Consider the following 20646-nt stretch of genomic DNA (forward strand, 5'->3'; position numbering starts at 1 on the left):
ACACGGTGGGAACCAGGAACATTTCGGAGGGCACGTGCGTCAAAGCTGGACCATCGACGAGCTGATCGACCACTGGACCTTGCTCCCCGTCGAACTGGACGTGCTGGGGACGAGTAGGGACGCCAATCGGCTGGGGCTCGCGGTCATGCTCAAGGCGTACGGACTCGAAGGGCGCTTCCCGTACAACATCTCCGAGGTGCCCGAGGTTGCTGTGGACTATGTGGCGAGACAGGTCGGGGTCGAGGCTGCGTTGTTCGGGACCTACGACTGGCGGGGCCGGTCGAGCAGCAGCCACCGCACCCTGATCCGCGAGCACTTCGGCTTCCGGGTCTTCACCGAAGCGGATGTGCCTGCCCTCACCGCCTGGCTGCGTGAGCACGCCGTCCCGCACGAGGAGCGTCCCGACGCCTTGAAGGAACTCGCGCTGGGCTACCTGCGCGCCCAAGGCATCGAACCGCCCAGCGCCCTGAAGCTGGAGCGGCACGTCGCCTCAGCCCAACGCACCTTTGAAACTCACCTCTGCAAACGTGTATTTGGACGGCTGCCGGAGGAAGCACGTGCCCGGCTCGACGAGGTGGTGCGTGCCACCGTACAGGAGGACGAATCCGAGAACGAGGACGACCCGGACGCCCACACGTCCCTGATCCACTGGCTCCGCAGCGACTCCAACAAACCCGGGCTGGAGAGCGTCGAGGAGCAGATTACCAAGTTGCGCCGGCTCCGGGCTGTTGGCTTGCCAAAGGACCTGTTTCAGGGTGTGCCGCCCCCGGTCCTGCGCCGCTACCGGGAGCGGACTGGGGTAGAGACGCCGAGCGAACTGCGCGCCCATCCCGAGGCAATCCGGGCCACACAACTCGCGGTCTTCTGCCTGCTGCGGGAGGCCGAGCTGACCGACTCGCTGGTGGACCATCTCATCCACACCGTCCATCAGATCGGCGCCCGTGCGGAGCGGCGGGTGGACAAACGGCTGCTGGAGGAGTTCAAGCGCGTCGAAAACAAGAACGTCATCCTGTTCCGGCTGGTCGAGGCGGCCCTCGGCAACCCGGATGGGAGGGTCCGTGATGTGCTCTTCCCCGTGGTCGGCGAGGAAAAGCTGCGTGACCTCCTTCAAGAGTTCAAGACGAATCACGCTGGGGTATACCAGAGGAAGGTCCACGCGACGCTACGGGTGTCGTACCGCAACCACTACCGCCGCATGATCCCCTGGCTGCTGGGGACCCTGGAGTTCCGGTCGAACAACGCTACCCACCGCCCGGTCATCGAGGCCCTGGAACTCCTGAAGCGGTACACGGGTAGCAAGGTGCTGAACTATCCCACGCATGAGCGCGTCCCGGTCGAGGGCGTCATCGCCAGGAACATGCACGACCTCGTGGTTGAGGAACTGGACGGCGGCGAGGTCCGAATCAACCGGGTGAATTACGAAATCTGCGTGCTCGATGCCTTACGGGATGCCCTGCGCTGTCGGGAGGTCTGGGTGGTAGGGGCGGACAAGTACCGCGACCCCGAGGCGGACCTTCCCCAGGACTTCGAGGCGCAGAAGGAGACGTACTTCGATGCCCTGAAACAGCCGCGGGAGGCCGGGCCCTTCGTTGCCCTGCTCCAGCAGCAACTCAAGGATGCCCTGATCCGCTTCCACGACGGCCTGCCCAGGAACGAGAAGGTCAGGGTGACCGAGAAGGTCGGCGGGGGCTTCATCGTGACGCCGCTGGAAGCGCAGGCGGAGCCGCCGCACCTGAGCAGCGTCAAGGGCGAGGTCGGGCGCCGGTTCGGTGTGAACCTGCTGCTGGACTTCCTCAAGGAGACCGACCTGCGGACGGGGTTTAGCGAGCGGCTGCGCAGCGTGATGACGCGCGAGATGTTGGACCGCGCCGAGATTCAGAAACGCCTTCTGCTGTGCCTCTTCGGGCTCGGCACCAACACCGGCCTCAAGCGGGTGGCCGCCGGGGACGAGCACATGACCTACGCGGACCTGAGGTACGTGCGGCGGCGCTTCATCACTCGGGAAGGACTGCGCGCCGCGAACGCACAGGTGGTCAACGCCATCCTGGCGGCACGGCAGAACGACGTGTGGGGCGAGGGGACGACGAGCTGCGCCTCGGACGCCAAGAAGTTCGGGGCCTGGGACAGCAACCTGCGCACCGAGTGGTCGGTGCGGTACGGCGGGCGTGGGGTAATGATCTACTGGCACGTCGAGCGCAAGGCCACCTGTATCCACTCGCTGCTCAAGACCTGCACCAGCAGCGAGGTCGCGGCGATGATCGAGGGGGTGCTCCGGCACTGCACCGACATGTCGGTGGGGCGGCAGTACGTGGACAGCCACGGGCAGAGCGAGGTGGGCTTCGCGTTCAGCCACCTGTTCGGCTTTCGCCTGCTGCCCCGTCTCAAGGACATCGGGAGCCAGAGGCTTTACCTGCCCGACCTGGGCTTCGCCGCCCAAGTGGCCCGCCTGAAACCCGTCTTGGCGGGCCGTTCGATCAAGTGGGACTTTATCGCGCAGCAACACGAGCAGATGATCAAGTACGCCACGGCCCTGCGGCTGGGCCTCGCCGACCCCGAGTCCGTACTGCGCCGCTTCTCCCAGGCGAATGCCCAGCACCCCACCTACGCGGCCCTTAAGGAACTCGGCAAGGTCGTGAAGACCGTCTTCCTGTGCGAGTACCTGCACGACGAGAGGCTGCGCCGGGAGATTCACGAGGGCCTGAACGTCGTGGAAACCTGGAACAGCGCCAATGGCTTCATCTTCTACGGCAAGGGTGGGGAGATCAGCACCAACCGCCTGGAGGACCAGGAGATCGCCGTGCTGGCGCTGCAACTGCTGCAAAACAGCCTGGTGTACGTCAACACCCTGATGATCCAGGCCGTACTAAATGACGAGAGTTGGCGCCGGGAGATGACGGCCGAGGACTGGCGGGCACTCTCGCCCCTGATTCATCATCACGTCAACCCCTACGGCGTGTTCCGGCTCGACATGAGCACCCGGCTTAACCTGGAGCCGGGAGGAACGGAGCATGTCCGAACCGAAGCGGACGCCCGCGAGGCGCAAGGCACGGGAGTTGGCGAAGCTGCTGCGCGCTGAGCGGCCCGATTACGCCTACCTGAAAGAAGTCTTCCGGCAGCTCCGGGCTGAACTGGAGGTCGAGGTGCCGGGGCCGAGCCGCCGCCTGCCCTGGGTGCCGAGCGAGGAACAGGTGCGGGCCCTGTATGGGGCGGTGTGGCGCACCCGGCGAACGGGCGACCTCGTGCTGATCAAGACCTTCCTGTACACGGGTGTGCGGGTCAGCGAGCTGGTGAAGATCAAGCTCGCGGACGTGGACCTGGACGCCTGCCAGATCAGGATCAACGTGGGCAAGGGGAAGAAGGACCGCGTGGTGCCCTTCGCGCCCGCGTTCAAGGAGACGCTGGCCCTGCACGTGAGGGGGCGCCGGGACGAGGGCGGCGAGTACCTGTTCGAGTCGTCGTGGAAGCGGCGCTACAGCGACCGGGGCGTGCGCAAGATGCTGGAGCGGTACGCCGTGCTGGCGGGCATCGAGCGCACCATCAGCCCACACAAGCTGCGGCACTTTCTGCTGACTTGGTTGAAAAAACAGGGCCTTGACGACGCCCTAATTCAGCCGTACAGCGGGCACGCTTCGCGGCAGTCGCTGGAGGTGTACTCGCGCCTCGCGCTGGGCGATGCGCAGCCGGAGTATGACCGGGTGATCGCAAGATTTCCCGTCTGAGCGTGGGCCCCTTGCCATTGCGCCTCACGGCAGCTTCCCTGACACTGGGCCAACTACGACAAGAGGAAGCCCAGCACGCCCAGCAACAGATGGCCTTCCCGGGGGCGTTGTGCATGAGCGGGATCAGCAACCGGTCGGGTATCTGTGAGGAAGTGCGGGGCGCGCTCAATCGCCCTGGCCTGCACCCGCCACACTGGATGGCGCTCATCCTTTTCCCCGCCTGGCTGGGCCAGGTGGTGGGTGACCCCCCAGGTCCTCTTGTTCCCGGCACGCGAATCGGCCTCCACCTCAACGGCTCGAAAAGGCATCCTGAGAGTTTAGACCCGGATCGAGCCGAGGAGGACGATTTCGGCATCCCCGCTTCCTGGGAGGAGGTGGTTGAGGAGATGCGACGGGAAGGAGCGCTCACCGTCGAGGAACGTGAGGCGCGGGAGGCGGAACGGCTCCGGCTCCGCCTGAATTGAGCCTCGCCACTGCCGTCCCACCCGGCGGTACTGAGTCGAGTCCGTTGTGCTTCTGGTACGGAAAGGAGGATACATGACGCGAGCCCGGCGCCGCCACCTCCTGCCCCTGCTCCCCTTCAAGCTGCTCGAAACGGAGGAGCATGAATGGCGGCGGGAAGGCCATACTCGGCGCGAACGCCAGGCCACCTTCGAGTGGCCCGGCGCACCATTTCTGCTGAAGTACCAGGAAACTCAGGAAAGTCTGCCTAGCTGGTCCACGTGGTCCCGGGTCTTCACCGTTGGCCCGCTTTCCTGGCATGACGAAGGTGGTGAAGGGACTTTCCGTCACGACGATGGGTTTCGTCAACTCGAGTCCCTCACCGCAGCGGTCTGGCCTCCGCTGACCCAGCGGCAACAGGGCGAGCTTGGGTGGCGCCCGGGCATGATCCGACACCTGCCCATTTCCGCTGCCTTCTTGGACACGGCCATGTGCAACGCCGGAGGCACGTCCAGCCCGTATGCCTTCACGCCGTTCCAATAGTGGTTAGGGGGGGAAGTGGCGTACCCGGCCCAGGCACCGGAACACCTCCCCCGCCTGCGGGTGAGCTACCCCGAACTCGCCCATTTTTCAGATGGGCAAGTCGTGCTCGCTTGGCAACTCTTCTCCGAGCAGACGTGCCCGGTGTCCTACCGAGGTCTCGTGCCGCCGCACCGAACGGCCAAGTTCCTCGGCTTCGTTCAGACATTCACGTTCTCGGAGGAGCGGGAATAAGCCGGGACGTCCACTCTTGGAAGCGCACATGCTGACCCTGCTGCCCACGGTGTGTTAGCTCCCCTAGTTCAATTCATTAGCGCGCCCTCCCGCTGGGCGAGGACGCGCAGGGCATGGGCGACGGCGGCGAGGAGGGTCCCGGTGGTCGCCCCACCGTCGAGACCGAGGTACGCGGCGGCGTGCAGGGCGTGATAGGCGACTTGCAGGGGGTCGTCACGCTGCGCCGTGAGGTTGGCGTACCAGTTCAGCCCAGCGGCCTGGAGATCCGTTTCAGGAGATCCGGCGAGGGCAGCGACGCCCTGCGCGTGCCGCTCAGCCTGTTCGGCGAAGGCGAGGATCATCTCCCGCGTGGGCCGGTCGCGTCCGAGGACGGGAGCGAACTCGAGGGTGGCGACGAGTTGAAGGGTCAGCGCGATACAGGTCTCGAAGGTCTGCTGGTTGTGAACGTGCAGGGGAGGGGAGAGGGGCAAGACGGTCATGCTACACCTGGGGGCCTTGAGCCATCTGCTGGACGTGTTCCAGGGCGTGCTGGTGGCCTGAGGTTACTGTAGCCCGTGCCAGCGGGCCTCGGTGAGGAGCGGCCTCATAACACAGAGCTCAGGGAGCGGCGCCTGGTGCTCGGCGCTGTGGAGCCCTGGGTCCTCGCGCGACGGCGCTCAGGTGTTCTTCGCTCTCGCGTGGCGCTGCGCCCGCTTGGGCTGGTCCTCCACCTGCAAGGCACCGGCGACGCGCTTGGCGTGCTCGAAGGCCGGCTCACCCAGGAACCCGGCGTCCTGTCTGCTGAGCCTCTCCCCGTAGTCGCGCAATCCAGCGAGGCGCAGGCGGGAGGGGGGAGAATAGGGGACGTTGGCGGCGTGGCAGGCCCTGAAGAGGGCGGGACGCAGGGTGGCATCGGTGTAGGAGAAGACCGGCCCCTGGGCGTGCAACTCCCCGCCGGCCTGACGCTGGAGGACCCGTAATGCCTGCTCCACCTCTGCCGGAATCCGGGCGACGGTGCGGCCGCGGACGAGGGTGCCCAGCCCCAGGTGCACACCCTCCCAGGTCAGCTCCCGGAGTTCGCGGGTGTCGAAGGCGAGTCGGTCGATGAGGAGCAGGGCCGCCTTGAGCGTCGGATCGGTGACTTGCTGGTGAAGTCGGGTGATCTCCTCGCGGGAGAGCATGTCGCCGCGGCTCTCGCTGGCGCGTTGGGGGCGGGGGGTCTCCCGCACCGGGTTGCTGGCGATTAGGCCCTCATCCCGTAGGAGGTTATAGAGGCGGGAGAGGACGGTCAGGCGGTTGATCACCGTGCCGCTGGCGACGGTGCCCTCACCCCTCAAGCGCAAGTGGATAAAGGAGTGGAGCCAGGTATCGAAGTCGTGCGGGGGGTGGAGGAGGTCTACCTCCTCCTGCTGAGCGCGCACGAAAACGGGCTTAAGGACGGAGTGGATGATGCGGCGGGGTTCACCCAGGGCAGGGAGGAGACCGACCACTTGATCGAGGTCGTAGTTCCGCAGAGCGAGGGTCAGTTTCTGGGCGTGTTCGTCGGCGGGGTGCATGCGTCAGTGTATGGCAAGTAATAACAATGAGCACCAGGCACGCCCCACCCCACTCTTCCCTCTTCCCCCTGCTCCAGCACCTGCCTCAGCAGGGGAGATAAACTCCTGAGCTAGAGTTAACCCGCCGTCCCCACGAGAACGAACCCAGCCCCATCTTCCCGCTGACCTTCGAAAAAGAGCGAGAGCACATCTTCCTGACGTGCTCCTCCGTCGACAGCAAGTTCAGAGCTCTTCACCCTTCGGAGCGTCTCTCCCAAGGGATCAAGCCCGCTGAATGGTTACCGGGCCAAGGCTTGCCGTTGTGTATTGGACTGCGGGCCTGAGAATGGTTCTCAGTCAAGCCAGCCCAGACCAACAAGCCTGCGCTTAGCGTTGACCTCCGAGGTCGTTTAGTAGGTGGGGCCGGTCTGGGCCCTTTCTTCGAGACAGAACGATATCCGAGGCGTTCGAGCCTGCACACAAGGGCCTGCCCCAAGAAAGACGTGCTTGACCAGTCCAACAGCTCCTTCTGGAGGTGGTCATGTACGTTCTGGGTCTCGATATCGGCAAAACCGAGGTCTACGCGCGTCTTCTTGCTTTGCGGACTCACGCCAGTCCGCAGCCCATCGGCACCGTACAGGTGTTCATCTAGGGGTGACGCCAGCAGTCGCGCGGAAACGAACGCTAAGCTCCAGGACGCAGCTTTCACCTCGCTCTGAGGTACTCCCGTGCGGGCGCGATACCCCACTAGACTCGGTAAGCCGTTCAGTAAAGAGCGTGTCCGCGAGCCTCACCGGGAACGCGCACTGGGGAAACCTGGTGCCCCACACAGCGATGTCTCGCGCTCCTACCGGGCGCCCGGCGCCCGCAACAGGCGCACCATCCCTGAATACCCCCGCTGCTGGGCGTGGCCCAAGGCCGTGATCCCGTCCCGATCCGTGATATTCGGGTCCGCGCCCGCGGCGAGCAGCAACCGGACGACCTGGGTGTGTCGCGGGCCCCCGTCCCCGAGGATCACCGCCTCCAGCAGGGCCGTCCAGCCCAGGTTATTCACGTGGTTCACGTCGATTCCCGTTTTTAGAAGCTCGCGCACGTACTCGACGTGGCCGCGGTCGGCGGCGGGAATCAGGGCGGTGCCTCCGAAGCGATTCGTCCGCTTGAGGTCCGGCCCCGCGCGCAGGACCTCCCGCAGCATCGCTACGCTGCCCGTCTCGCCCGTCACGAGCAGGGCGTTGTTCCGTGCCTGATCCTGGGGGTCGGGGTTGGCCCCGGCGTCCACGAGGAGGCGCGCGACTTCCACATGGTCCCCGAGCGCGGCGGCGGTCAGGGCGGTGCGCCCGTCTTCGCGCCGGGCATCCGGGGACGCGCCGCGGACCAGCAGGGCACGGACCGTTGCGGCGTCCCCACGCCCGGCGGCCCCTATCAGCCTCGCGTTCAGGGTCATCCGGCTCACCTGGGAAGGAGGGGTGGCCGCCCCACCCGCGGGAAGCGTGAGCAGGGCGGCCAGCAGCAGAACCTTCACCGGCTCAGCACGGTCGTCACGGCGTCCGTGGCGCACTTCTCGTCGATGGTCCCGCTGGGGGCGCCGCCCACGCCCACCGCGCCGACCACCGCATTGTTCACACGGATGGGCGCGCCGCCCGCCAGGACCAGAAAACGGTCGATGCGGGCAAGTTCCGCCTGCGCGGGGTTGTTGCGGATGTTCTCCGCGATGGCGGCAGTCGTGTTGCGTGCCGAGGCGCTGGTGTATGCCTTTCGAAAGGCGGCGTCCACCGTGTGTGGTCCGGCGTTCTCGGCACGGGCGACGGCAAGCGTGACCCCGGCGTGGTCCACCACCGTCGCCGTGACGTTGTAACCTCCCTGAGCACAGTTCTGCACGGCGAGTTGGGCGATGCGAACGGCGGCGGACGTGCTCAGGCTCGCCTGGGTCACGGTGGGCGTGGTGGCGAGCTGGATGGGCTGGGGTGCCGGGGTGGCCTGGGCAGGCTGGGCGGTCTGGGCGAGGGCGGCGGGCAGGCTCAGGGCGAGCAGGGCGGGCAAAGTTCGCTTCATGCGCCCACTGTGGCGCGCGAGCGGGGGGCGGCACCATTCGCGCTTTCCCCAGGTGGCCTCCGTAGTTCTACGGAGCTTCCCCCACACTGGTGAGGTACACCCGGACGAGCTGCGCGAGGGAGTCCACCCCGAGCTTCTCGAACACGCTGGCGCGGTGGGTCTCGACCGTGCGGGCTGAGATGCCGAGGGTGCGCGCGGCCTGCTTGTTGCTCGCCCCCTCCACGATCAGGCGCAGCACCTCGCGCTCACGCCCGGTCAGGGCCGCGACGGCGCCCCGCGCCTCCCGGGTGGCGGCGAGCCGTTCCCGGCGGGCGAGGTGGGTGCGAATCCCCAGGCCAATCGCCTCCAGCAGCGCCAGTTCGTCCACCGGCTTGGTGAGGAACTCCACCGCCCCCGCCTTGAAGGCCCGGCGGCACACGTCAATGTCCCCGTGCCCGGTGATCACGACCACGGGCAGGTCCACGCCCTCCCGGGTGAGCTGTTCCTGAAGTTGCAACCCGCTCACGTGGGGCATCCGCACGTCGAGGACCAGGCAGCCCACCGCCTCCGGGTCGAACTCCGCCAGGAAGGCCCGGGGATCGGGGTAGTCGCGCACGCCGAGCCCGACCGTGCCGATCAATGTGCCGAGGGCGTCGCGCACCGCGTCGTCGTCATCCACGAGGAACACGGTGGGTTCGGTGGCGGGCGCCCGGGCAGGGGAAGGCTCAGGCATGGACGGCCTCCCCCACGGCGAGCGGCAGGGTCACGGTGAAGACCGCGCCACCCCCCGGCCCGTCCTCCCCCCGCAGGTCGCCGCCCATCCCTTGCACGAGCGTCTGCGATAGGGATAAGCCCAGCCCCAGCCCGTGCGGCTTGGTGGTCGTGAAGGGGGTGAAGAGCCGCCCGCGCACCGTCTCTGTCAAGCCCGGCCCGGTGTCGCGCACCTCGACCCTCACGTCCTTACCCCGGCGGCGGGCCTCCAGACACACCTCGGCGCCCGGCGCCTCCCGCGTCGCCTCGACTGCGTTGCGCACGAGGTTGAGAAGCACTTGCTCCAGATGCACCGGGTCGCCCCACACGATCAGGGGGGCGGAGTCCGGGCGCACGGCGAGCGTCACCCCGGCGAGGTCGGTGTCGAAGGCGGTGAGGCTGGCGACGTTTTCGAGGACCTGATTCACGTCCACCCGGCGGGGCTGAGTGGGGGCCCGCTTCACCAGGGCACGCAGGTGGGCGATGATGCCCGCCGCCCGCTTGGCCTGGGTGACGGTGGCCTCCACCGACCTCTGCACCCGCGCCTCGTCGCGCTCCGGGTCGGCGAGCATCCGCAGGGCGGCCTGCCCGTGGCTCACGATGGCGGTGAGGGGCTGGTTGAGTTCGTGCGCCAGGCCCGCGCTCATCTCGCCCAGGGTGGAGAGGCGGGTGACGTGGGCGAGGGTCTGCTCGTGCTCGTGCCGCCGCCGCTCGCTCGCCTCCAGCGCCGCGACCACCCGCGCCCGGGCGGGCCCCACGTCGCGCAGCACGAGGACCCACCCGGCCCCCTCGCCGTCCTCGCCGCGCACCGGGGCCAGCGCCCCCTCCACCAGCCGCGCCCCCTCCCCAGTCACGAGGGTGATCCCCTCGGGCAGCTCGGCGGGTACGTTGCTTCCCCAGAAGCCCCCCGCCTCGAAGGGCCGCTGGTCGAGGGTGGCCCGGAAGTGCGCCACCTCGCGCAGGTCGCGCCCCTCCGCGAGCGCGTCCCCCAGCAGCGCGCGGGCGGCGGGGTTGGCGAGGCGGACCCGGTGCCCGGCGTCGGTGACCACCAGCGCCTCGCTGACGGCGTGGAAGGCAATCCGGGCGCGCGCCCGCTCCGCCTGGAGGGCCCGCTCGGCCTCCCGGGCGGCGGCGCGGGCCCGTTCGCGCCCCTCGGCGAGGCGCACCCACCCCCCGGAGGCCAGCGCGGCGAGGAGGGCGAAAAGCGCCACGCCTCCCAGCGGCAGCTCCGCCCAGCGCAGCGGGTGCTCGCCCTCGAAGACGAGGGGTTGCCCCCCGTCGCCGAGCACCTTGCGCACCCACAGCACCGGCAGCGGGCCGTCCGCCGGGCGGGCCGCCTGCCCGGCGAGGACCGCCCCGCTCCCCGGGCGGCGCAGCCGGAACGCCGAGGACAGGTCGGTGAAGTCCTCCTCTCGGAAGAGGCGCCGGGCGTCCACCCAGACGCGCACGTCCCCGCGCGTGAGGGCGTAGAGCGTCGGGGCCGCTGGGTGCCAGCGCAACCCCCCCGGGTCGGGGGAGAGCGGGCCCGTGGGGAGCGCCGCGCCGCCCGGGCCGAGGTCCACGCACTCCGGGCGACACCGCTGCACCCCCACGATTTGCGGGTACTGGGCCCGCATCGCCCCAGCGTACTCGTGCAAGGCGGCGTCCGCCACCCCCGCGCGGGTGAGGGCGGTCAGACTGGCGAGCACGGCTTCCTGCTGCTCGCTGCGCTGCGACAGCACCCGGTGCAGGATGCGCGCGCCCGTCTCGAACCGCGCCTGTACCCCTCGCGCCGACGTGACGAGCCAGGTAGTGCCCACGAGGAGTGTCACGAACCCCCACGCGAGCAGCGCGGCGCGGCGAAACGGCGTCATGCACCCATGATGGGTGCGCGACTTGGGAAGGTGTCAAGCCACCTCTTCCCCCGCGTGCCCCGCCTCCAACCGCCCTCCGGTCCCCTGGGCCACCCGACAGAGTAGGTATTTCGGCTGCCAGAACTTGGCCTGTCAGCTCGGTCAACGCCACGTTTCCAGGTCGTTCAACCCAGTTTCTTGTACAACGCTCCCGTGCAGGATTCGGCGAATCATTCAGGCGGTGACCCCCACGCTGGCGACGGGCAGGGAGCGGCACCGTCCCAAGCGGAGTGTGGGGCCGAGGTGGTCCTTCCTGCCCTGGGTTAGCGAGCCTGGAGGCTTAGCGTTTGTTTCCGCGCCACTGCTGGCGTCACCCCATCTACGACCGCATGGGCCTTCAGGCCCTGCGGAGATGGCTGATCAAGAACAGTGTGCCCGCCCAGCAACTGCACGCGGTGATGGAAGCCACCGGCGTGTATTGGGAGCGGTGCGCTCACTTCCTACACGAGCTAGGCTGCACGGTCAGCGTGGTCAACCCCGCCCAGATCAAGTTCTTCGCCCAAAGTTCGCTGCGACGCGGGAAGACTGACCGGATGGACGCGGACATCATCGCCCGCTATGGGGCGACGATGCGACCCAAGGCCTGGACGCCGCCCGCAGTCGAACTCGAAGCGCTGAAGCTGCTGGTCCACGAGCGGGAAGCCATCGTTAAGGAACTGGTGCAGGCCAAGAACCGGCGGCACTCCCTGAAACAGCGTCAGGAAGCCGACGTGCTGGTGGTGCAGCTCACAGAGGCGCGGATCGCGTTCCTGACCGGGCAAATCGAGACCCTGGACCGCGAACTGAGAGCACGGGTGGGCACCGTGCCCGATCTTGGGCGCCAGGTCGAGCTGCTACAAAGTCTGCCGGGCTTCGGGTTCCTGGTGTCGTTGACGGTGTTGGTGGAGACGAACGGGCTGAGCACGATGGAAACGAGCCGACAGTTGGCGGCATATGCGGGCGTATCGCCCGCCCCACACCAGTCGGGGGCAATGAACAAGCGGGGCAGGATTTCTAAGATCGGCAATCCTCGACTGCGCCGCATCGTCTACCTGGCGGCGGTGGCCGCAACCCGCACCCAGAGCAAAGAAAAGGCGTTCTATCAGCGGCTACGCGACCAGGGCAAGCCCGGAAAAGTGGCGGTGACGGCCCTTGCACGGAAGTTGTTGTGTGTGGGCTTTGCCGTTGTTCATTCGGGGCGGCCCTACGACCCCACGTACGCCAAGCCTGCAAAACAGGCCGCTTGACCGCGGCCTGCAAAGACAATATCTACTATCTCGGGCTTGTAGCGCGTGACCTCCGCTCGCAGGTCATCCCGCAACCACTGCGCGTCCTCTGGTAGGGAGGTGAACACCTGCTCGAGTTCAACGAACGCCTGACGCTCCAGGTCCAGGTACCGCTCAGGCGTCAGGGTGCCCGCCCGCCTCGACAGGAACAGTTCCGTGGTGATCTCGTCGAATCGCTGGTTCAGCATCGTCATGGCGTCACCTCCTGAGCGTGGCGTGGAGTTCCTGAACCATCTTATGCCCGACGGGATCGTGACGCACGAGTTCTGTTCGGAAGAAGGTGAACCCGGTCAGCGTCTCGCAGGAGTATTCCTGCCAGTCGAACCGTGCCCGGAGACTGACGGGGCTGACCTCCGGATGGCGGGCAGCGGCAAGGGCCAACTCGAAGGCGGGTGGATGCTGCTCCAGGAGGTGGTGCCCGAGTTCGTGCACGAAGCTCATCTGCATCGCTTCCTCCTTGGTGGTTCCCCAGGCCGAGACGGCGGCGACCCGGCCGATGGGTTCCGTCCTCCCGAAGGTCGCTCCTGCACGGGCTGTGTTCAGTTCGAGGGCGCGGGTGTCCGGGATGTACTGGCCTGTGGTGAAGCGTGAGGGGAGCGCGTGCAGGGCGAGGGCGGCCTGGGGGTGGTCGGTCAGGAAGTCGGTGAGGCGGGCTTGTGTCGCACCGCGCAGGATGAAACGGGCTTGCGTCAGGCTGACGTCCTCGACGTTGAGGTCGTCGACGTGCTTGCCTTCCTGGAACTGCTCGTAGTGGGCTTCTGGTTGGGGGTCGGTCATGGGGGAATACTGGCCGCAGTATCGGGCACGGATGTTCGGGGTTTTTCTTCTGGAGGTGGATCTTCATGCGTCTGGGCTGGAGGTGCTTGGGCTTGGGCAAGCGCGGGGACGGGGGAGGGCTTGATTGACCCTACATTGTTATTACTCAACATAACACTCGGAAAGGTTGAACTCCCCTGCTGCCTCCGGGAGCCCGACGCGCCCACCTGAAGCGCCATAGACCCTCCCCGGGACCGCCCGGGGCTCACTCGGCCATGCCTTCCACCCTCCCACTCGCCGTGCTGTACCACGGCATCCCCTGGCAGGCCGTCGCGCTCGCCGAGGGTCCGCCACACCCCGCCGACGCCCTCCGCCGCCTCACTCACCCCGGAGCGCACCCCCTCCTACTCACAGCCCAAGCTCCACCCCCCAGTCACGGCGACCACCTCACCCTTCAGGGCCAGGTCTTCCGGTACGAGCGAGGAGAGTTCCTAGGGGTAGGCGTCAGCCCCCTTCTCCAACTCGCCCTTCACACCCAGGTGCCCGTCACCGCTCCCCCCGATGTCTGGCCGCAGCTTCAAGAAGCCCTGGACACCTACCCAGGTGCTTACGCCCTCCCCCATCTTCAACGGCTCCTGCTGTCTCGGCGCTTCTCGTTGACGCTCGGCCCCGACCTGCACCTGATCCTGGCCGCCCTGCAAACCCGGCAGGAACGTCAACTCGCCCGCCTGCTCGACGGCCTGCACCTGCTGGAAGTCCAGAGTGACCCCGGCCAGATCGGCAGCCAGCTCGACCTCGTATTCCGCTGAAGGAGGTGGGCCATGAACCAGACCCTCTTCGACCACCTCGAAGCCGTCCGCCGTGGCGCCAAGACCACCGTCCGACAGAAGCGCACCCCCAGCGCCTATCAGCGCACCATCCTCGACGATGTCACCCAGGGTGTCCGCGCCATCACCGTGGAGGCCGGGCCGGGCAGCGGCAAAACCGCCCTGCTGGAGATGATCGCCGCCCTGATCCTGGAACTCAGCCTGCTGCCACAGGGGGAGAAGGCCGCCTTCCTCGCCTTCAACAAGGACATCGTGGGGACGCTGAAGAAGGTCATCCCGCCCGAGTTCGACGTGCGCACCGTCAGCAGCCTGGGTCACCTGATCTGTACCCAGAACCTCAGCGGCCTGAAATTCGAGCCGCGCAAGTACGACGACCTCATCCGCGAGATCGTCTGCGAAGCTCGGGTCGCCTCCCCCGCCGCCCGGCGAGAACTCACCGAGCGGCTGGGCACCTGTGTCGAACTGCATGTGGGGCACGCGTTGGGATTGGACCCCCGGTTGGAAGACTGGGCCGAGGCGATGGACGTCGTGGACGCCCCGATCCTCGGCGCGGAGACGGCGCTGCATACCCTGACCCTGAAGGTGCTGCGGCGGGGACTAAAATTGTTGCAGGACGGGCGCGTCATGAGCTTCACCGACCAGGTGCTCGCTCCGGGAGTGTTCGGCTGGCGACTGGGCACGCCGTACCGCTTCCTGCTGGTCGACGAGCTTCAGGACCTCTCCCGTGCACACCTGGGCCTCTTGCAGGCGGCCACCGACGAGCACACCCGGGTGGTAGGCGTCGGGGACCAGTCACAGAGCATCTACGGCTTCAACGGCGCGGATCAGGACAGCATGCGCCACTTCACCGAACTGTTCGGGGCCATCCGGCGGCCGCTGTCGATCACCTACCGTTGCCCCTGGCGGCACGTCGCACTTGCCCGAAGGGTTGGGCAAGCCCTCGAAGCCGCCCCGGGCGCACCGGGGGGCACCCTCGATGACCTCGACGGCGAGGAGTTCCTTGCTCTGGCGAGGCCCGGCGACCTGGCGCTCTGTCGCACGAACGCGCCGCTCGTCGACTGGTGTTACCGACTGGTAGCCGCAGGAATCCCGGCCATCGTCCGGGGACGAGACCTCACCCGCAGCCTGGTCGCCTTCGCCCGTGACGCGGCTACCTTCGACGGAACGAAGCCCCAGCGCGACCAGGTTCAGGACCGCCTCCCGCTCACCGACATCACCGGGCGGCTCAATGGGTATGCCACCTTCCTCGCCGAGCGGCTCACCCGGGAGGCCGAGCGCGAGGGCCGTGATCCGGGGTTGCGCCTGGCCGGACTCGCCGACCGGCTCTCGACGATCACGCGGGTCCTCGAGGCCGGGGGTGCCCAGACGCTGGGGCAGCTCGTCGCCGATATCCGACTGCTGTTTCAAGGCGACCCGGAACGCAGCGTCGTCCTGAGCACGGTCCACCGTGCCAAGGGACAGGAGGCCGAACGCGTGTTCATCCTGGAGCCCGCTCTGCTGCCGCACCCCAAGGCCAGGACGCCGCAGGCGCTCCAGGCCGAGCGGTGTCTCCAGTTCGTCGCCTTCACCCGCAGCAGGCGGGACCTGTTCTTCGTGGACGCCCAGCACAGCCACATCCCGACGGGCTTGCGGGCACGGGAGGGCAGGTGAGACCTGCGGGCAGGGAACACCCTCCTGGCCTGCCTCCGCTCGGCACTCGGCAGGCTCCCAGCCGATCTCACTCGGCCTCAGCAGAAAGTGGAATTGCCAGGAAAGGAGACCCAGGAACGGATGCCCCGCGCCACCACTTCCTGGTCTGGGACGGTCCTCGGCGCCGCGTCGACCACACCCGCACCTGCGTGATCCTGGCCGGGATCACTGCCGGAGCGCTCCCGGTGACGTCCCCGCCAGCCACCTGAGCACCCACCGGATCGGCCTGACCCTCACCGCTGACGCGGTGGGGCGGGCGGTGGAGGTTTCCAACCATGACCCAGGGCAACACCGCTCCACTGCTCCCCTTCGACGAACTCCGGCGCACCCTGCAAGATGTCCACGACGACCTCAAGCGGGAAATGGCCCGCCTCCACAGTCACCACCCCGACCTGTACGAGGAAGCGGTCGGGCTCTTCAAGAAGAACCAGGACGCCAAAGAGCACGTCCCGGCTGCCGAGCAGCTCCTCGCCGACGTGCAGGCCCTCTCCCACCTGGTCAACCTGCCCTTCGTCCCCGCTACCAGTGCCGAACAAGGGGCCGTAGACGAGGCGCTCGACCACCCGGAGACGACGCCTGAACCGGTCCCCACTGACGACACGCCGGGCCTGGAGGACGGGGAGGAAAGCGAGGAGGGTGAAACTGAACTGGGCGAGACCGCCGAGGACGTGGACTCAGCAGCAGACGACGCTGGCCCAGAGGGACTGGGGACCGCTTCCAACGTCCCGGAGGCCAGCCCACCCGTCACCTGGCCGGAAGGGACGCTGGGCGTCGGAATGATCAGCCAGTTCGCGAGCACCCTCGGGGCAGGAGAAACCCTCAGCCTGATCCTCGCCCGGGTGGGGGATGCGCTCCTCGTGACCGTGCAGCCCACCCCAATCAAGGACGAGCCGAACAGCACGGCAGTACCTTTGCAAGTCAAGGGAGCCCCGAGCGCGCTCGACACCCAGCTTGGCGTGAAGCTCGAGGAGTACCGGGAGGGCCGCAGCGTCGCCCGGGAGACGGCGCACTACGCCGCGACTGTCCGGTCGGCCGCGGAGGCGCACCGCCAGGCGACCCAGAATACGGCCAAACTGAGGGCCGCCTCAAGTAAGGCCGCCACGCCAGCCAGCCAGGGAGGGCACCTCACCGTCGAGGTCTCACCCAGGGACACCACGCTCGTCCTCACCGACGGGGGAGGGAAGACCCATCCCTTCCAGGCCGGGAAGAAGACGGCCCTGCCTGCCGGGGAGTACGCCCTCAGCCTCGACGCCCAGGGCTACGAGGCCCAGACCCAGAAGCTGAGCGTGAAGCCCGGCAAGGAAACCAAGACGGCCTATGTCCTCAAAAAGACCAGCGCTCCGGGCTTGTTCTGAACCGCTCCTCCCCCCCCAGTCCGTGGACTGGGGGCCTGCCCTGCCAGGAGCCCTGGATGAACGCACCTGCCGCCGACCGCCTTACCACCTCCCTCCTACAACTCCGTCCCGCCTTCCGCCATCGCCTGAACGAGGACGGGCGAATCGTCAGTACCCTGCCCGCCGACCAGACCCTTCCGCTCTCTGATGTTGTCGGGATGGATGAGACCCACCGGGGCCTGCTCGTCACCACCCTCCACGGCCGCTTCCTGTTCACCAAGCAAACGCTTCACACCAACAGCGCACCGACGAGCGATCCCGCAGCGACGGCCGCCGACACCCACGAGGCCCTCGCGGTGCTGCTGATTCAGCACGGTGCCCCTCAGCAGCGCGCAATTCCCCTCGCCCACGAGGTTCTAGGCAGCGTCACCCGCCTGGCCCACGCCCGCGACCACGCCGGTATCCGCGACCGTGCCGCGCTGGCCCTTGACCTCCTCGCGTTCTTCCAACCACGCCCTTGACCCTCCCCGGCTCCCGCCGGGGTGTGCTCCTCGAAAGGAAGGTTCCCCATGACCCAGAGCCATGAAGTGACCGTAACCGCAGTCCAGCGCAAGATCGTCTTCGAGGGCCGCGACCTCGCCGACGTCAACCCCACTGCCAGCGTCGAGGACGTCGTGAAGATCCACGCCCTCACCACCCCCGAACTCGCCACGGCGGTCGTCGAAGGCCCGGAACTTCAGGAGGGCCAGCGTGTCTACACCGTCAAAAAGCGCCTCGGCACCAAAGGCTAAGCCGACATGGTCCCCCGAGCAGGTGGCGGGCTGGGTGAGGGGGCAACCCCTCCTGCCCGCCCACGTCGGGCGCTTCGCCCCCGGGAAGGACGCCTCCAGCCATCAGCGGCTGTGTCAGATCTTCCTCCAGCTCCGGCACGATCCAACTCCGCTCCTCCTCTCGCCCCGGGAGATTCCCCTGCTGCCCTGAGCTCGCTCAGCCTGTCGCAATTGACGTTGAGCGGCTTGCCCTTATCAGATGTCCCTGCTACCCGGGTGAACGCGGCGGCCCTATCGCGGCTGGAAGGTGCCCTGCCCCTGCTGGCGACCCTGATCGAGGTCGGACTGTTGCCCGCCGTGCCGCCCAAGAGGCGGGAGACCCTCCACGCTTACCTCCGGCGGGTGAACGGCACGCCCGGCGCCCTGGAGTGCGGCTGGCGGAATCTGCACCTCACCTGGTACGAGGAGACCGGGGAAGGCGGGCAGGCGGAGGAAGCCCGCGGCGTGCACGAACTCGTTCTCACCCTCGCGCACGCCCCGCAATGCGCCGCGTTCTCGTGTACCGGGGCACGGCGAGCCCTGCACCGACTGCACCCGTACCTGCTCGGCAGCGTTCTTGCCGACCTGAGCCTGTTCACCCGCAGCACCTGGAGTGTGTACACCGCCATCGACGCCCTGGAGGACGCGGAGATGTTCGAGCACGAGGGCAGCGCTAAAGGCTTCTGGCGGGACATCCACGCCGAACTGCGCAAGGAATTGGGCCGTTCCCCCACCCGGGCGGAAGTGGTGACGGAGGCGCAGGGCCGCTGCACGCCGCCAGGCGACCTGCTGCGGCTGATCGGGATGACCGAGGCCCTGCCCGCCGTGAGCACCAAGTACCGTCTCTCGCCCGAGGAGATGCTAGAGGTGGCTGGGAAACACACGGGGCTGTGGGCGGAGCGGGTGGCCAACATCGCCGGGGCCCTGATCGCCCTGCGGGACATCGACCAGACGGTGTACGAACTGCTCTGTGACGAGGACCTCGCGGCGACCTGTGCGCGCGGGGAGTTCCGGCGTCACCCCACCGTGATCCTCTCCGGGCAAGGCGGGCGCACCGCGAGCGGGTACCTGAACGCCGTGCAGGAACGGCTGGAGGAAACCTGGCAGCTCGCCTCCCAGACCGAGGGCTTCATGGACAACCTGCTGATCCGGATTCATACGCGCCAGGACGCCGAGCGGGCGGTGCAGCTCGTGCGGCTGTACCGGGACGCGGAACGGCACCTGGAAACGGTCACGGACCTGATCATCGATACCGACGACTGACGGGACGGGGGGAGAGGCCCTCCGTCCCGTTTTCGCTTTCGACCCTCCCCCGCAGGGGCGGGGGCGAGGGACCGCATGCAACTGGAATTGAATGCGCTGCCCGAGGTGCACGCCCGGGTCGCCCTGATCGTGTACACCGACCCTCGGCAGGAACAGGGCATCGTCATGCAGCACGCCCTGGGAGAACGGGACGGAGCGTTGTACATGGCCGAGGGCGTCAACGTCACGAGGGACACCATCGAGATGTTGCTGAAACTCAACGCTATGCAGACCCTGACCCTCGTGCCTGAGCACGTCGTCGCCCTGGGCGTCGGCTCCCTCGCCTGGGTCATCGAGCGCCAGGAACGGCGATTGTTGTTTCAAGGAGCAACGGACAAGGCCGTGGCCGCCCTGGACGGGCAGATCTTTCCCCAACCGCGCCTGCTGTTCGTCACCCGGGGAGCGCAGATGTTCGCCTACGCCCTGCGGGGCACGGAGCGACCCACCGGGAACACGCCGCTGTACCGGGCGCCGTACTTCAACATCTTCAGCAACCACGCCGTGTGCAACGGCAGCATGCAACGCCCCGGAGCCATCACCCCCGAGAACGCCGACGCCTGGACGCAGGCCTTCTTCTACTCCAACTTCGTCAAACCCGCCGACAGCCAGAAGCGCTGGGCGACAGGAGGGACTTACCGCGAGTTGTGGGACGCCGTTCGGGAAGCGGGCGAGTTCAAGGACGAGTGGCTGGTCCCGGCGGGCCTCACCCTCGAAGAGGCTTTGGGAGGGCGATGATGCCTCACAAGCTCCCCTCCAGCTTTCTGGGCCGGGAACGCCTGAAGGTCGCCGTCGTCGGTGTGGGCGGTACGGGCAGCGAAGTGTTGACCGGGCTCACCCACCTGCATCTGGCGCTCCGGGCGTTGGACCACGCCGGCCTGCATGTCACCGCCTTCGACCCGGACGAGGTGAGCCACGCCAACCTGATCCGGCAGCGCTACCACCACAGCGACCTAGGACGCAACAAGGCGGAGGTGCTCGTTACTCGCGTGAACCTCGCGTGCAATCTCGATTGGGTCGCCGTCCCCCTCAAGTTCAGCGGCCACCGCGCCCGGGCGCCCTGGGACCTGGTCATCAGTTGCGTCGATTCCCGGGCGGCCCGCAGGAGTCTGCACCTCGCCGCGCACGGGAGGGGCCTGTACACCTGGCGGTACTGGCTGGACTGCGGCAACGACCTCACGACGGGTCAGGTCGTCCTCGGGACGCCCCGGGAAGCGGGCAAGCGCCTCAAGCATCATCTGCCCTGCGCGACGGAACTCCACCCGGAACTGATGGACACCGCTGTGCCCGAGGACGACGCGCCGAGTTGCAGCGCCATCGAGGCCTTGAGCCGTCAGGACCTCTTCGTGGGGCGGATGGTGGCGACGCACGCCCTGGACTTGCTGTGGCAACTCTTCCGGCACGGGGAACTCACGCACCACGCCCGGTACTTCGAGTTGCGCGGCGCGGCGCTGAGCAGCCGGTGGTGTTAAGAGGCAGCGATTCACAGGAGATGACGAGGCGGCTGCTGTACGCCGCTCGTCCCGAAGGCGCTGTTCCAGATGCT

At 67.6% G+C, this 20646-nt stretch carries 23 protein-coding genes; 15 read left to right on the forward strand and 8 right to left on the reverse strand.

Going from position 1 to position 20646, the window contains the following annotated elements; translation table 11 throughout:
- Positions 1 to 34: 34 nt before the first annotated feature.
- From DAETH_RS22425 to DAETH_RS22445, 5 genes are all read left to right on the forward strand, one after another.
- Positions 35 to 3076: a Tn3 family transposase gene (locus tag DAETH_RS22425; protein ID WP_264778754.1), complete on the forward strand. Its 3042-nt coding sequence runs from the start codon at positions 35 to 37 to the stop codon at positions 3074 to 3076.
- Positions 3009 to 3719, forward strand: a complete 711-nt coding sequence (locus DAETH_RS22430; RefSeq protein ID WP_264778755.1) for a tyrosine-type recombinase/integrase — start codon at positions 3009 to 3011, stop codon at positions 3717 to 3719. Before DAETH_RS22425 ends, DAETH_RS22430 begins: the two co-directional genes overlap by 68 nt.
- 113 nt (positions 3720 to 3832) lie before the next feature.
- Positions 3833 to 4183, forward strand: coding sequence for a hypothetical protein (locus DAETH_RS22435; RefSeq protein ID WP_264778756.1), 351 nt, complete (start codon positions 3833 to 3835; stop codon positions 4181 to 4183).
- A gap of 73 nt (positions 4184 to 4256) precedes the next feature.
- Positions 4257 to 4703, forward strand: coding sequence for a hypothetical protein (locus DAETH_RS22440; protein ID WP_264778757.1), 447 nt, complete (start codon positions 4257 to 4259; stop codon positions 4701 to 4703).
- Positions 4704 to 4718: 15 nt separating this feature from the next.
- Positions 4719 to 4934: a hypothetical protein gene (locus DAETH_RS22445; protein ID WP_264778758.1), complete on the forward strand. Its 216-nt coding sequence runs from the start codon at positions 4719 to 4721 to the stop codon at positions 4932 to 4934.
- A gap of 68 nt (positions 4935 to 5002) precedes the next feature.
- Here DAETH_RS22445 and DAETH_RS22450 read toward each other — a convergent pair whose 3' ends face one another.
- The 6 genes from DAETH_RS22450 to DAETH_RS22475 all read right to left on the reverse strand — a co-directional run bounded on the left by DAETH_RS22450 (position 5003) and on the right by DAETH_RS22475 (position 11082).
- A complete protein-coding gene (locus DAETH_RS22450; RefSeq protein WP_264778759.1) occupies positions 5003 to 5413 on the reverse strand; it encodes a hypothetical protein in 411 nt (136 codons plus the stop codon).
- 177 nt (positions 5414 to 5590) lie between these two features.
- On the reverse strand, positions 5591 to 6469 hold the full coding sequence (locus tag DAETH_RS22455; protein ID WP_264778760.1) for a hypothetical protein: 879 nt from the start codon (positions 6467 to 6469) through the stop codon (positions 5591 to 5593).
- Positions 6470 to 7295: 826 nt separating this feature from the next.
- A complete protein-coding gene (locus DAETH_RS22460; protein WP_406585129.1) occupies positions 7296 to 7892 on the reverse strand; it encodes an ankyrin repeat domain-containing protein in 597 nt (198 codons plus the stop codon).
- A gap of 74 nt (positions 7893 to 7966) precedes the next feature.
- Positions 7967 to 8500 (reverse strand): GlcG/HbpS family heme-binding protein, encoded by a 534-nt coding sequence (locus DAETH_RS22465; RefSeq protein ID WP_264778762.1) that lies wholly within the window; start codon positions 8498 to 8500, stop codon positions 7967 to 7969.
- A gap of 67 nt (positions 8501 to 8567) precedes the next feature.
- Complete coding sequence (locus tag DAETH_RS22470) at positions 8568 to 9212, reverse strand: response regulator transcription factor (RefSeq protein WP_264778763.1); 645 nt, start codon at positions 9210 to 9212, stop codon at positions 8568 to 8570.
- On the reverse strand, positions 9205 to 11082 hold the full coding sequence (locus tag DAETH_RS22475; protein ID WP_264778764.1) for a sensor histidine kinase: 1878 nt from the start codon (positions 11080 to 11082) through the stop codon (positions 9205 to 9207). The genes DAETH_RS22470 and DAETH_RS22475 overlap by 8 nt, the downstream gene beginning before the upstream one ends.
- Positions 11083 to 11408: 326 nt before the next feature.
- Here DAETH_RS22475 and DAETH_RS22480 point away from each other — a divergent pair, with 326 nt between their 5' ends.
- Positions 11409 to 12347, forward strand: a complete 939-nt coding sequence (locus DAETH_RS22480; RefSeq protein ID WP_264778765.1) for an IS110 family RNA-guided transposase — start codon at positions 11409 to 11411, stop codon at positions 12345 to 12347.
- Here DAETH_RS22480 and DAETH_RS22485 read toward each other — a convergent pair.
- Positions 12305 to 12580: a hypothetical protein gene (locus DAETH_RS22485; protein ID WP_264778766.1), complete on the reverse strand. Its 276-nt coding sequence runs from the start codon at positions 12578 to 12580 to the stop codon at positions 12305 to 12307. The genes DAETH_RS22480 and DAETH_RS22485 overlap by 43 nt on opposite strands.
- Before the next feature lie 4 nt (positions 12581 to 12584).
- Positions 12585 to 13163 carry a hypothetical protein gene (locus DAETH_RS22490; protein WP_264778767.1) on the reverse strand — a complete coding sequence of 193 codons (579 nt, stop codon included), beginning with the start codon at positions 13161 to 13163 and terminating at the stop codon, positions 12585 to 12587.
- 254 nt (positions 13164 to 13417) lie between these two features.
- On the opposite strand from DAETH_RS22490, the gene DAETH_RS22495 reads away from it, so the two are divergent.
- The 9 genes from DAETH_RS22495 to DAETH_RS22535 all read left to right on the forward strand — a co-directional run bounded on the left by DAETH_RS22495 (position 13418) and on the right by DAETH_RS22535 (position 20572).
- Positions 13418 to 13951 carry a hypothetical protein gene (locus DAETH_RS22495; protein ID WP_264778768.1) on the forward strand — a complete coding sequence of 178 codons (534 nt, stop codon included), beginning with the start codon at positions 13418 to 13420 and terminating at the stop codon, positions 13949 to 13951.
- 12 nt (positions 13952 to 13963) lie between these two features.
- Complete coding sequence (locus DAETH_RS22500) at positions 13964 to 15619, forward strand: UvrD-helicase domain-containing protein (protein WP_264778769.1); 1656 nt, start codon at positions 13964 to 13966, stop codon at positions 15617 to 15619.
- Between the two features lie 314 nt (positions 15620 to 15933).
- A complete protein-coding gene (locus tag DAETH_RS22505) occupies positions 15934 to 17013 on the forward strand; it encodes a hypothetical protein (RefSeq protein ID WP_264778770.1) in 1080 nt (359 codons plus the stop codon).
- Positions 17014 to 17069: 56 nt separating this feature from the next.
- Positions 17070 to 17513 (forward strand): hypothetical protein, encoded by a 444-nt coding sequence (locus DAETH_RS22510; protein ID WP_264778771.1) that lies wholly within the window; start codon positions 17070 to 17072, stop codon positions 17511 to 17513.
- Positions 17514 to 17561: 48 nt separating this feature from the next.
- Entirely contained in the window at positions 17562 to 17783 is a 222-nt protein-coding gene (locus tag DAETH_RS22515; RefSeq protein WP_264778772.1) for a PRTRC system protein C, read from the forward strand.
- A 34-nt stretch (positions 17784 to 17817) separates the two neighbouring features.
- A complete protein-coding gene (locus DAETH_RS22520; RefSeq protein ID WP_264778773.1) occupies positions 17818 to 17973 on the forward strand; it encodes a hypothetical protein in 156 nt (51 codons plus the stop codon).
- A gap of 20 nt (positions 17974 to 17993) precedes the next feature.
- The gene (locus tag DAETH_RS22525) at positions 17994 to 19064 is read left to right on the forward strand and encodes a hypothetical protein (RefSeq protein WP_264778774.1); all 1071 of its coding nucleotides are present in this window, start codon (positions 17994 to 17996) and stop codon (positions 19062 to 19064) included.
- A 75-nt stretch (positions 19065 to 19139) separates the two neighbouring features.
- Positions 19140 to 19838, forward strand: coding sequence for a hypothetical protein (locus DAETH_RS22530; RefSeq protein WP_264778775.1), 699 nt, complete (start codon positions 19140 to 19142; stop codon positions 19836 to 19838).
- Entirely contained in the window at positions 19838 to 20572 is a 735-nt protein-coding gene (locus DAETH_RS22535) for a PRTRC system ThiF family protein (protein ID WP_264778776.1), read from the forward strand. Before DAETH_RS22530 ends, DAETH_RS22535 begins: the two co-directional genes overlap by 1 nt.
- The last annotated feature ends 74 nt before the right edge of the window (positions 20573 to 20646 follow it).

Source organism: Deinococcus aetherius (genome assembly GCF_025997855.1).
Classification (GTDB): domain Bacteria; phylum Deinococcota; class Deinococci; order Deinococcales; family Deinococcaceae; genus Deinococcus; species Deinococcus aetherius.